Annotated in this window: 12 protein-coding genes; 10 read left to right on the plus strand and 2 right to left on the minus strand. The window is 64.0% G+C overall.

Annotation, left to right across the window (positions count from 1 at the left end; genetic code table 11):
• Both GSQ79_RS11025 and GSQ79_RS11030 read left to right on the plus strand, forming a co-directional pair.
• Positions 1-1,150: heparinase II/III family protein (locus tag GSQ79_RS11025; RefSeq protein ID WP_174243195.1), on the plus strand; the 1,150-nt coding region annotated here is incomplete at its 5' end.
• Between the two features lie 134 nt (positions 1,151-1,284).
• Positions 1,285-1,557, plus strand: a complete 273-nt coding sequence (locus GSQ79_RS11030) for a hypothetical protein (protein ID WP_158808772.1) — start codon at positions 1,285-1,287, stop codon at positions 1,555-1,557.
• Between the two features lie 113 nt (positions 1,558-1,670).
• On the opposite strand, the gene GSQ79_RS11035 is transcribed toward GSQ79_RS11030, so the two are convergent.
• Positions 1,671-1,943 carry a hypothetical protein gene (locus GSQ79_RS11035; protein WP_158808773.1) on the minus strand — a complete coding sequence of 91 codons (273 nt, stop codon included), beginning with the start codon at positions 1,941-1,943 and terminating at the stop codon, positions 1,671-1,673.
• Positions 1,944-2,038: 95 nt separating this feature from the next.
• Here GSQ79_RS11035 and GSQ79_RS11040 point away from each other — a divergent pair, with 95 nt between their 5' ends.
• The 4 genes from GSQ79_RS11040 to GSQ79_RS11055 are packed head-to-tail and all read left to right on the plus strand — an operon-like array spanning position 2,039 to position 5,361.
• Positions 2,039-2,905: an SDR family oxidoreductase gene (locus GSQ79_RS11040; protein WP_158808774.1), complete on the plus strand. Its 867-nt coding sequence runs from the start codon at positions 2,039-2,041 to the stop codon at positions 2,903-2,905.
• 29 nt (positions 2,906-2,934) lie between these two features.
• The gene (locus tag GSQ79_RS11045; protein ID WP_158808775.1) at positions 2,935-3,315 is read left to right on the plus strand and encodes a hypothetical protein; all 381 of its coding nucleotides are present in this window, start codon (positions 2,935-2,937) and stop codon (positions 3,313-3,315) included.
• Between the two features lie 53 nt (positions 3,316-3,368).
• Positions 3,369-4,472: an NADH:flavin oxidoreductase/NADH oxidase gene (locus tag GSQ79_RS11050; RefSeq protein WP_158808776.1), complete on the plus strand. Its 1,104-nt coding sequence runs from the start codon at positions 3,369-3,371 to the stop codon at positions 4,470-4,472.
• Between the two features lie 7 nt (positions 4,473-4,479).
• Complete coding sequence (locus GSQ79_RS11055; protein ID WP_158808777.1) at positions 4,480-5,361, plus strand: GNAT family N-acetyltransferase; 882 nt, start codon at positions 4,480-4,482, stop codon at positions 5,359-5,361.
• Between the two features lie 37 nt (positions 5,362-5,398).
• Here GSQ79_RS11055 and GSQ79_RS11060 read toward each other — a convergent pair whose 3' ends face one another.
• The gene (locus GSQ79_RS11060; protein WP_158808778.1) at positions 5,399-6,262 is read right to left on the minus strand and encodes a hypothetical protein; all 864 of its coding nucleotides are present in this window, start codon (positions 6,260-6,262) and stop codon (positions 5,399-5,401) included.
• 338 nt (positions 6,263-6,600) lie between these two features.
• Here GSQ79_RS11060 and GSQ79_RS11065 point away from each other — a divergent pair, with 338 nt between their 5' ends.
• The 4 genes from GSQ79_RS11065 to GSQ79_RS11080 all read left to right on the plus strand — a co-directional run.
• Positions 6,601-6,873, plus strand: a complete 273-nt coding sequence (locus GSQ79_RS11065) for a hypothetical protein (RefSeq protein WP_158808779.1) — start codon at positions 6,601-6,603, stop codon at positions 6,871-6,873.
• Between the two features lie 163 nt (positions 6,874-7,036).
• Entirely contained in the window at positions 7,037-7,597 is a 561-nt protein-coding gene (locus tag GSQ79_RS11070; protein WP_158808780.1) for a L,D-transpeptidase, read from the plus strand.
• A gap of 174 nt (positions 7,598-7,771) precedes the next feature.
• Positions 7,772-9,709, plus strand: a complete 1,938-nt coding sequence (locus GSQ79_RS11075; RefSeq protein ID WP_210253061.1) for a methyl-accepting chemotaxis protein — start codon at positions 7,772-7,774, stop codon at positions 9,707-9,709.
• A 285-nt stretch (positions 9,710-9,994) separates the two neighbouring features.
• Positions 9,995-11,414: aldehyde dehydrogenase family protein (locus GSQ79_RS11080; protein WP_158808781.1), on the plus strand; the 1,420-nt coding region annotated here is incomplete at its 3' end.

Here is an 11,414-nt window from a genome sequence, read left to right on the forward strand (position 1 = left end):
CTGCGCGCCGGGCTCCGAGGCGTTTCAGCGCCAGGGCACGGAACGGCTGGCCGCCGAACTCAAACTGCAGATCCTGGCCGACGGCGGCCATGTCAGCCGCAACCCGCAGCAGCTGATCGACCTGCTTCTCGACCTCCTGCCGCTGCGGCAAGCCTATGCCGCGCGCGGGATCCAGATCCCGGCTTCAGTGCTCAACGCCATCGACCGCATGATGCCGATGCTGCGCCTGTTTCGCCACGGCGACGGCACCATGGCGCTGTTCAACGGCATGGGCCTGACCGCCCCGGAACTGGTCGCCACCATTCTCGCCTATGACGACGCCCGGGCCCAACCGCTGACCAACGCAACCTATTCCGGCTATCAGAGGATGGAAGCCGGCAGGAGCGTCGTCATCATCGACGCCGGCGCGATCCCACCGCAAGCCTTTTCGACCCAGGCCCATGCCGGGTGCCTCTCCTTCGAATTCTCCAACGGCTTTCAACGCCTCGTCGTCAATTGCGGGGCACCCGAAGTCAGCCGCGCCAATGCGCGCGAGGCGGCGCGCGCCACGGCCGCGCACTCGACGCTGGTTGTCGACGACACCTCGTCATGCCGCTTTGCCGCTCATGCCGGCCTGCAGAAATGGTTGAACGACGAAATCCTGTCCGGGCCGAGGACTGTTGCGGTGGATCGGCAGCAGTCCGGCGGCTTCACGACGGTGAAGACCTCCCACGACGGCTACGCCAGCCGGTTCGGCCTGACCCACGCGCGCGAACTGTCCCTTGCGGACGACGGTGCGAGTCTGGAGGGACGGGACGCCCTCGAAGACGCCGGGAAGACCAAGCCAGGCGTCGCGCCCTACGCCTTGCGCTTTCACTTGCATCCCCGGGTGCGGGCGCAGGTTGTCGGCGACGACACGGCCGTACTCCTCGACCTTCCCGACGGTGATCGCTGGCTGTTTCAGGCCGATGCGCCGCTCGTGCTCGAGCCGAGCGTGGTGTTCGCGACGAGTGGCGGGCCGCGCCCTACCCTGCAGATCCGCATCACAGGGGACAGCGCGACGCGTGGCGCGGTCCATTGGGCGTTTCGCCGACGGCCTGCCGCAGCGACGCGGCCTTTGCCCGACGCTCCGATCGTTGGGACTGAAGAAACCGAGCAATCGGCGGTATGACGGCTACAATTTTACAGCGTAGACCAGCAAACCCACAACCGTTGAAAATATTGGAGTTTGCCTGACCAGTTGCATATGCATCGTTTTCAATGTTCGATGTGCCCACTTGCGGAAGATGCCCAAAGTGAGCGCGCATGTCAGACAGTGAAAACCATCCCGATGCTTTCATCACCGAAGCGCAGGAAGATCGATTAAACGTTATTCTGGAATTCGCAGTCTATTACTGGTCCTTCGAGCACAAGCTTGATGCTCAGACCGTCAAGTCCCTCATCATCGAGATCGCGCAGTTGTTAAACCAGGAGTTGTTCAGCGCTCCGTCCAGGAGCGACGCGGACATCGCGAAAGCGGCCCTCAAAAAGGTGGCGGTCAAGCTGAAGCTTCCTTCTCCGCCCGTCGCTTCGCCGTAGCGCACCCGGACCCGCTCCGTCCCTCACTCACCGGGCGCCTCATCGCCGGCTCGCATTTTCGTCGTGTCACACAAAAATAGCTCCCGCGAATAGCGGGAGCCGATGACATTCACTCAGCGATCATCGTAGTCGCGATTGTAGTGATAATCGCGGTCTCGATAGACACTTCGGCCTTCGTCGTCGCGATAGGGCCGATAGTCGCGGTCGCGCTCATAATCGCGGTAATGCGGGCGGCCCACATCGACGCCAACACCATTGGGGCCGACGGAAAAGCTCTGCGCCATCGCAGGGGTAACGCCGACGATAGCTGCAGCAACCAAGGAACATGCAAGTATTGATTTCATCATCATCTCCTTTGCGTGTTGTGACAGGCTAATGACGATCACGATCGATCGTTCCCGTTTTATGCGAACGCCCAAAGGGGAACCGGTTGTGACGCGGTCGATTGCTCGGCAGATTCACCCATGCTGGACAAAGCTTCATGACCACCGCAACAATCGAAACCAAGCCGCCGTTCGACCCGCAGACACAGTCGTTTCCCGCGCTGTCGTCGAAGATGAATCCGACGCCCGACCATGGCGAAACAAGCTACAAGGGATCCGGCCGCCTCGTCGGGAAACGGGTGCTGATCACCGGGGGTGACAGCGGCATCGGCCGGGCTGTAGCGATCGCCTTCGCCCGCGAAGGCGCGGATCTACTCGTCAGCTATCTCAGCGAACATGACGATGCCGAGGAGACCAAGCGCTGGGTCGAGAAGGCAGGCCGTACTTGTGTCCTGGTGCCGGGCGACATCTGCGACCCCGCGCATTGCGAAAAGCTGGTCACCCAGACGGTGAAGGACCTCGGCGGCCTGGATATTCTGGTCAACAACGCGGCATTCCAGAAGCCGACCAAGTCGTTCGACGAGATTTCCATCGAGGACTGGGACAAGACCTTCAAGACCAACATCAGCGCGATGTTCTACATCACCAAGTTCGCGGTGCCGCACATGCCGAACGGCGGCGCCATCGTCAACACGTCCTCGGTCAATTCGAAGAAGCCGATGGCGACCTTGATCCCCTACAGCGCGACGAAGGCTGCCATCGCCAACTTCACCCTCGGCTTGGCCCAAGCGCTCGCGGAAAAACGCATCCGCGTCAACGCCGTACTGCCCGGGCCGATCTGGACGCCGTTCATTCCATCGGGCATGAACCCCGAAGAGATCAAGGACTTTGGCAGCGAGACGCCGTTCAAGCGCCCGGGACAACCCGCAGAGCTGGCATCTGCCTATGTCATGCTGGCCAGCGACGAATCGAGCTATACATCCGGCGCTCTGGTAGTCGTGTCCGGCGGTTCGCCACTTTACTAAGTTCGTTCCTGATATCGAAGGCTCCAGCCATGCCCGATCCCGTCATCGTCCCGGAACCCCTCCGCCAGCCGCCGCCCGATCCGGTGCCGAGCGAACCCGGGCCGACGCAGCCTTCGACACCACCCGACCCAGCGACGCCGATGCCCCCGGCGCCCTCGACGCCGCGCCCGCTGACGCCGCAGCCGGTGACCCCGCAGCCCGCGACGCCGAACCCCGTGCCGCCTGGCCCTTCCCCTACGGAAGAGCCGGCCGCGCCGTCCGAGGTGCCGGAGGCGGAGCCGCTCGGCGTGCCCGCGCCGATCCCTGACGACGTGCCCGACCCCGGCACGTCGGAGCCCTATGAAATCCCGCCGGGCGGACCGCAGGAGATGCCGTCGCCTGGCCCCGGCTCGAACGAAACGATCATGTGAGCCGCAAGGCTCATATCGTCCGCCCCATCTCGCACAAAAGGGCCTATCGCCTCATGACCAGTCAGTTGTTCACGCCCGTCCATCTCGGCGCGCTCGCCTTGGAAAACCGCATCGTCATCGCGCCGATGTGCCAGTATTCCGCCGAGGACGGCAGCGCCACCGACTGGCACATGATGCACCTTGGCCAGATGGCGATCTCGGGCGCCGGTCTGCTGATTCTCGAAGCCTCGGCGGTGACGCCCGAGGGCCGTATAACGCCCGGTGATCTCGGCCTCTACAGCGACGAGAACGAAGCAGCGCTAGAGGGCGTGCTGACGGCAATCCGCTCGTATTCGTCGATGCCGATCGCCATCCAGCTGTCGCATGCCGGCCGCAAGGCTTCCTGCAAAGTGCCATGGGAGGGCGGCGCGCAGATCCCGGCCTCCGAGCCGGAGGGCTGGCGCTGCCTGGCCCCCTCCGCGATCGCCTTTAATCCCGCCAACGAGGCGCCCTTGGCGCTGGACGCCAAAGGGCTCGCCGACACGATCGCCGCCTTCGTCGCCGCGGCGAAGCGGGCCGAGCGGCTCGGGCTCGACGGGATCGAGTTGCATGGCGCCCACGGCTACCTGCTGCACGAGTTCCTCTCGCCGCTGTCGAACCAACGTACCGACGACTACGGCGGCAGCCTGGAAAACCGCATGCGCTTCCCGCTCGAAGTGTTCGATGCGGTGCGCGCGGCCTTCCCGGCGAACAAGCCCGTCGGCGTGCGCATCTCCGCCACTGATTGGAAAGATGGCGGCCTCGACCTCGCCCAATCCGTCGAATTCGCCAAGGCGCTGGCGGCGCGCGGCTGCAGCTACATCCACGTCTCGACGGGCGGCCTGCATATCGATCAAGTGATCCCGCTCGGGCCGAACTACCAAGTGCCCTTCGCCAAGGCGATCAAGGCCGAGGCCGGCATGCCCACGATGGCAGTCGGCCTGATCACCGAAGCGGAGCAGGCCGAGGCGATCATCGCCGACGGCGAGGCGGACATGGTCTCGCTGGCGCGCGGCATGCTCTACGATCCGCGCTGGCCCTGGCACGCCGCCTCAAAACTCGGCGCGCATGTAAAATGCCCGCCGCAATATCTGCGCTGCCAGCCGCGCGAACTGAAGTCCCTCTTCGAGACGGCTTGAGCTTTCGATGATCCGCGACAAGGCCACGCTTACTCTCAGGCAGGCCTTCTTCGCGGATTCCGTCGCGCGCGCCGCCTATGCCGCGCTGATGCTCGACGTCTTCGATTTTGACGTGGAGCGGCGCGATGCGCTCTGCGGCGTCGACCCTACGTGCCGCCCCTTCGCCTTCTTCGACGCGACAGGCGCCTGTGTCGCCAGCGTCGAGGTGTTTGCGCTGCCGCTCATCCTCGACGGGGCACGATGTGACGCGGCGGCGATCCGCTCGGTTGCCGTTGCCGAAACATGGCGCGGGCGTGGCTTGTTTCGCGCGCTGATGCTGGACGCCCTGGCCTGGTGCGACGCTTCGCTTTCCGGCCCCATGCTGCTCTACACGGAAGACTCGTCGCTCTACGAGCGATTCGGCTTTCAGGACGTTCCGCAACACAAGGTTGTCGGCGCTGCGCCAGACATCCACGCAACGACGGGTGTGCGGCGGCTCTCTTTTTCGAGCGACGCGGACGCGACACTCATCACACATCTTCTCGCAGAGCGGGCGCCCATATCCGAGCATGTCGCCGTCGCGGGCGGCGGCTCGCTGTTCCTGACGCAGGTTGCGGCCGACGACGCGATGATCGTGGATTACGTGGAATCGCTCGATGCCGTGGTGGTGTCAAAGCAAACGCGCGATCGTTTGACGCTCATCGACATCGTGGCCCCGACAATCCCGCGTCTTTCGTCGATCCTGGCGGTGCTGGATCGGCGTTATAGCCGGGTCGAAACGCTGTTCCCGCCCGATAAGCTCGGCTGGTCCGGCCGCGTCCAGCGCGACGACACCGGGCTGATGCTCCGCGGCGCGTGGCCGGCCGCTTTTACGCGTCCCTTCATGTTGCCGCCGACCGCCGAATTTTAGCGAACCGCGGCGGCCCCTCACCGTTGTCGCTCGATCGTTAGTCAGCGACAGGGAGGCTGGCGACCGAAACATCCAGATGATGCAGGGCATCGCGCAGCGGTGCACTCGAGACCTTGATGACCCCATCCAAGGGGCCGTCGAGTTCCAGGATCACGAAGACGGCTCCGGCGATGCACAGCGCCACCATGACGACATAGGCCGTCGAAACCCAGTTGCGCGGCGCGCTCATGCCGAAGCTGAGGAAAACGACGACGAGCCAGAACAGCATCATCCAGTAGAACGGCATCGGAATCGTGCTGTGGGCCTCGCCGATCAGCCGCCAGCGCTGGTTCAGCAGATCGTTGAGCCTTGTGATGCAGTCGCTCTTGAGACCGCGCTGAAGGTCATCGGCGGCCGGCAGCCGCCGCAAATTATGTTCGACCTGCGCCAACAGCCGCCCCAAAGCTTCCGACTCGATGGCCTGCTTGCCGCTAACCTTGGGATAGACCCCATCCGGCGCGGGTTCTTCCGGCCATGTCGTGGCGATCGCCGACGCCGTATAGGTGCGCAACATGACGCGGATCGGAAGGGTCGGGGCGCCGGCCTCGTCGAGGCCGTTGGTCAGGCGAATGATCTGAGATCCGAAACTGCGCAGGTCGGTCTCCGCCTTTTCGAAGCTGGCGTTTACCGATGCGGTCAAAAGCCCGAGAATCAGCGCCGTGAACGTGACAAGCAGATTTGAAACGAGTTCTGTGAACTGGAAGGTCGTTCGCGTGCGGTGTTGCTCCGGCAGCCATCGGATCATGAGACGTCCGCATGTTACGCTAGCGATCAGAAGCACCAGAACCACGATCGATGAGAAGAGATCGCCGAGGTCGCTCACGGTGAAACGCTGGGGAACGTCGCCATCGAATCTCGCCAATTCTTCTCTGTCACGGACAGCCAAGCCTAAAGCCATTTCCGATCAAGGTGATAGGCTTTTTCGCCGGAAGCCTGCGGAAGCGCATCACCAGCGACGCGGACGATACCGAGATCAGACGTCGAAGCCGAGGTCATTTATGCTCCTATGAACATCTTGAGGCGTGATGAGGCAGGGTCGCGATTTAACACGACTAAAGCAGTAAACCTTCGAGCCGGCCGTTGGTCCAAGTGTCGTTTTGGGATCTATTTAGGATAAACAAACGTTCCGACGACGGCGGCTTGTCACAGTCTTGGAAACAGGCTTCAAAGCCGTACGATGCTTCAAACCCGGAGGATTGAATGAAAAGCCTATTGTTGAAGACAGTCGCCGCTGCTGTGCTCGGAACAGCGATGATGACGTCGGTGCAGGCGATGCCGATGGCGGCGCCGCATGACACGAGCGTCGAGGCACCGTTGACCTTGGTGTCTGGCGGCTGCGGCCCTTATGCGCATCGCGGGCCTTACGGCGGCTGCCGCCCGGGCGGCGGCTGGGGCGGCCCGGGCTGGGGCTGGCGCCGGGGTTGGCACGGCGGCTGGCATGGTGGCTGGCACCGCGGTTGGCACCGCTGGTAATTCCGGGCCAGGCCTGACGCCATCGGCTGGTCCGGGACGCCTTGCGAGCCCGGACCATGAGATTTCCAGCACGGGCGTGCCGCAGCGGCAGCCCGTGTTTTGCCGCATTTGCGTGGAAGGCACGGGCGCTGTCCCCTTTCGCGCGATCGGCTCAGGAGTTTCCATGCTTATCAAAACGGTCCGGCTGGCCGGCCTGCTGACGGTCTTGAGCATGGCGCCCGCAGCGGCAAATCCGATGCAAAGCGGCCCGCTGGCCAACTTCATGAACGTGTTTCAAAGTCAGGCAATTCCGCGCAAGCTGGTGATCTGGACGCATGGCTATCCCAAGGGCACCGTCGTGATCTCGACGACGCAACGCCGGCTGTATTACGTCCTCGGCGACGGCCAAGCCTACGAATATGGCGTCGGTGTCGGGCGCGAAGGCTTTTCCTGGTCGGGCACGAAAATCATCAGCCGCAAGCGTGAGTGGCCGGATTGGACCCCGCCGGAACAGATGCTGCGCCGCCGCCCCGATTTGCCGCGCCACATGGCTGGCGGCGAGGACAATCCGCTCGGCGCCCGCGCGATGTATCTGGGCTCCACGATGTACCGCATCCATGGCTCGAACGAGCCGGACACGATGGGTGCGGCCGTCTCCTCGGGCTGCATCCGGATGACCAACACCGACGTCGTCGACCTCTACAGCAAGGTCAAAGTCGGCACGAAGGTCATCGTCCTGAAATAAGCGCTTCGACTGGCAGCGGGGACACCGACAGCACTGCCCGGAGCAGCCAATATGTGAATTGACGTAGAGGCGAAGCAGTCATCTTTATGGCTATTTTATTACGACTTTAACGAAAACGTTAACCGCGATCAGCCATAGCTTTAGCTCGAAGAGTCCGGGGCGGGTTTGACAGCTATGAAATTTAGTAATTTTCGGCTTGGGGTGAAATTAGCGATCGGCTTCGGTGCCGTTCTCGCCATCGTAGCCATCAGTTCCACGATCATCTACACGCAGACTTGCAATCTCGCGGAAATCGAACGGATGAACACCGTGTCCGGTGACGCGATCGACGGCCTCGATCTCATCGCGACGAAGATGATTTCCGTACGCTCCAACTCGCGCAAATACGTCTTGACCGGTGCTCAGGCCGACAAGGACAGAATCGACTCCGATCTGGCCGCCTGGGGCAAGAACATGGGTGAATTGAAAGAGCTACTTGCCCGCGACGGGCAGCAGTTCCTGCCCGATCTCGAGGCCTACAACACCGCATCGCAAACGTTCCTCGATAAGGCGATCTACCCGCAGGGCCGGTTGGCCGCCGACCCGGCGACGCGCGCCCAAGCCGTCGCTTCGGTCAGCTCGTCCGAGACCATCCCCTATTCGACGGCCATCGAGCAGACCTTCGCGACAGTCCGCGCCAAGCTGAAGCCCTGGTCGGACAACTGGACCGCGGCCGGCTATCACTCGATGGACCAGACGAAGACGGTCGTCCTGTCCGGGGCTATCGTGTCGCTTCTGCTTGGCCTCGCGATGTGCTGGTTTATCACCCGCGCGATTGGCGGCCCGCTCAACGCGATGACCGGTACGATGCGGTCGCTGGCCAAGGGCGACCATGGCGTCGTCATTCCCGCAATCGGTCAGCCGAACGAGATGGGCGAGATGGCGGAAGCGGTCCAGGTCTTCAAGGCGGCGGCGATCGAAAAGCTGCGGCTGGAAGCCGAGGCGGCAGACGCCCGCCGTGCGGCCGATGACGAACGCGGCCGGGGTGAAGCGCTCCGCGCCACGGCGGCACGGCAGCAGGCCGACGTGCTGGAAGGCATCGCCGGCGCCTTCAACAGGCTCGCCGCGGGCGATCTCATCCATCGCCTCGATCAGCCCTTCGCCTCCGAATACGAGAGCCTGCGCACCGACTTCAACGAGGCCGTGTCGCAGTTGCAGCAGACGATGAAGGAGGTGTTCGCCTCGACCGGGATCATCCGTTCCGGCACCGGCGAAATCACCACCGCGTCCGACGATCTGTCGCGCCGCACGGAACAGCAGGCCGCAAGCCTGGAAGAGACCGCCGCAGCCCTCAGCGAGATCACCACCGCTGTAAAGAAGACCGCCGAAGGCGCCGCCCACGCCCGCGAAGTCGTCCGCGTTGCGCGCGTCGATGCGGAGAAATCCGGGGACGTCGTCGCCCGGACCGTCAAGGCGATGAGCGGCATCGAGCATTCCTCGCGCCAGATCGGACAGATCATCAGCGTGATCGACGAAATTGCGTTCCAGACCAACCTGCTCGCCCTCAATGCAGGCGTCGAGGCGGCGCGCGCCGGTGATGCCGGACGTGGCTTCGCCGTCGTCGCCAGCGAAGTGCGCGGCCTCGCGCAACGCTCCGCCGAAGCGGCGAAGGAGATAAAGACGCTGATCCGTGCCTCCGACGAGCAGGTCACGGCTGGCGTGCAGCTGGTCGGGGAAACCGGCGAAGGCCTGATGCGCATCGTCGAGCAGGTCACCGCGATCAGCACGATCATCACCGACATCGCGTCCTCCGCCGAGGAGCAGGCCAGCGGCCTGTCGCAGGTCAACATCGCCGTCACCCAGATGGATCAGGTCACGCAGCAGAACGCCGCGATGGTCGAGGAAGCCACGGCGGCCTCGCACAGCCTCGCCGGCGAGAGCGCGGAACTCGCCCGTCTCGTCGGTCGCTTCCAGCTCGGTGGTGTCCAGGGCGGCAGCAACGTGCAGCCGCTCAAGGCCAGGGCGAAATCGACGCCGGCGCCGCGTCCCGCGCCGCAACGGACGACCGGCGGTCCTGTCGCGGCGATCCGGGCGAAGGTCGCCAACGCCGTCGACAGCTGGGAAGAGTTTTAGACCCATCGAATCACGCCGATCGAAAAAGGGGCCATCGCAAAACGATGGTCCCTTTTTTTGTGATGCCCGCCTTGCGATCCTGGATCGCTCGCCCGGCTGCCGCCGATGGGCGAAGGCATGACAGCACCGCGCTGACGCCTTGCCGGCCCGATTGCATCTCTTTTCGTTTCGTCGGAGTATGCCGATGGACATAGCGCCTACTGGGCGCAGTCCACGCTGCACGCGGCTGATGCCGCGGCCGCCGAAAACGCGCGATGATCCTGCGCGCCAAAAGAGAAGAGATCCATGACCAACAACCTGAAATTCTACATCGACGGCGCTTGGGTCGACCCGATCGCCCCCCACGTCATCGACGTGATCGATCCTTCGACCGAGGAGGTCTTCACCCAGATTTCCGGCGGCACCGCCGCGGACGTCGACCGTGCCGTCACCGCCGCCCGCACCGCCTTCGAGACCTTCTCACGCACCAGCGTCGCCGAGCGCATCCAGCTGCTCGAAAGCGTCTGCGCCGAATACGACAAGCGCTACGAGGATATCGCCCAGGCGGTGTCGCAGGAGATGGGCGCCCCGCTCGCCTTCGCCCGCGGCGCCCAGGCCTTCATCGGCCAGGCCCATCTGCGCGAGATCCTGCGCGTGCTGAAATCCTACAAGTTCTCCTACATGAACGGCACGACGCAGATCGTGAAGGAGCCGATCGGCGTTGTCGGCATGATCACGCCGTGGAACTGGCCGCTCAACCAAATCACCTGCAAGGTCGGTCCGGCGCTGGCGTCGGGCTGCACGATGGTGCTGAAGCCGAGCGAGATCGCGCCGATCACCGGCATCATCTTTGCCGAAGTCATGCATGCCGCCGGCGTGCCCAAGGGCGTGTTCAACCTGGTGAACGGCGAAGGCGTCAGCGTCGGCGCGGCGATTTCGTCGCATCCCGGCATCGACATGGTTTCCTTCACCGGTTCGACCCGCGCCGGCGTGCTCGTCGCCAAGGCGGCGGCGGAGACGGTCAAGCGCGTGCATCAGGAGCTCGGCGGCAAGTCGGCCAACATCCTGCTGCCCGATGCCGATTTCGCCCGCCGCGTGCCGGAAGGCATCGCCAACTGTTTCAGCAACAGCGGCCAGAGCTGCAACGCGCCCACCCGCATGTTCGTGCCGCAGGCGCGCCATGCCGAAGTCGTCGAGCTCGCCCGCAAGGCTGCGCAAAGCTTCACCGTCGGCGACCCGCGCAGCGACAACTCGAACCTCGGCCCGGTCGTCAGCAAGCTGCAGTTCGACAAGATCCAGGCGCTTATCCAGGCTGGGATCGACGAGGGCGCCGAGCTGGTCGCCGGCGGCACCGGCCTGCCGGACGGCCTGTCCAAGGGCTACTACGTGCGACCCACCGTGTTCGCCGGCGTCACACCGGAGATGCGCGTCGCCAAGGAAGAGATTTTCGGGCCGGTCATCTCGATCATGCCCTACGAGACGGAAGAGGGCGTCATCCACGAGGCCAACAACACGGTCTATGGGCTCGCCGCCTACATCCAGTCGGAAGATCTGGAGCACGCGCGCCGCGTCGCCGGCCGCATGCGCGCCGGGACGATCTACCTCAACGCCCCGAAGCCCGACATCGGCGCACCCTTCGGCGGCTACAAGCAATCCGGCAACGGCCGCGAGTGGTCGAGCTTCGGCCTCGACGACTTCATGGAGATCAAGGGCATCGTCGGCTACG

The organism is Beijerinckia sp. L45, assembly GCF_009765775.1.
Classification (GTDB): Bacteria; Pseudomonadota; Alphaproteobacteria; order Rhizobiales; family Beijerinckiaceae; genus RH-AL1.

Excerpts from the sequence above, each read along its gene's own strand:
- GSQ79_RS11030 (WP_158808772.1), top strand. The coding sequence starts at position 1,285 with ATGTCAGACAGTGAAAACCATCCCGATGCTTTCATCACCGAAGCGCAG.
- GSQ79_RS11040 (WP_158808774.1), top strand. The coding sequence starts at position 2,039 with ATGACCACCGCAACAATCGAAACCAAGCCGCCGTTCGACCCGCAGACA.
- GSQ79_RS11045 (WP_158808775.1), top strand. The coding sequence starts at position 2,935 with ATGCCCGATCCCGTCATCGTCCCGGAACCCCTCCGCCAGCCGCCGCCC.
- GSQ79_RS11050 (WP_158808776.1), top strand. The coding sequence starts at position 3,369 with ATGACCAGTCAGTTGTTCACGCCCGTCCATCTCGGCGCGCTCGCCTTG.
- GSQ79_RS11055 (WP_158808777.1), top strand. The coding sequence starts at position 4,480 with ATGATCCGCGACAAGGCCACGCTTACTCTCAGGCAGGCCTTCTTCGCG.
- GSQ79_RS11065 (WP_158808779.1), top strand. The coding sequence starts at position 6,601 with ATGAAAAGCCTATTGTTGAAGACAGTCGCCGCTGCTGTGCTCGGAACA.
- GSQ79_RS11070 (WP_158808780.1), top strand. The coding sequence starts at position 7,037 with ATGCTTATCAAAACGGTCCGGCTGGCCGGCCTGCTGACGGTCTTGAGC.
- GSQ79_RS11075 (WP_210253061.1), top strand. The coding sequence starts at position 7,772 with ATGAAATTTAGTAATTTTCGGCTTGGGGTGAAATTAGCGATCGGCTTC.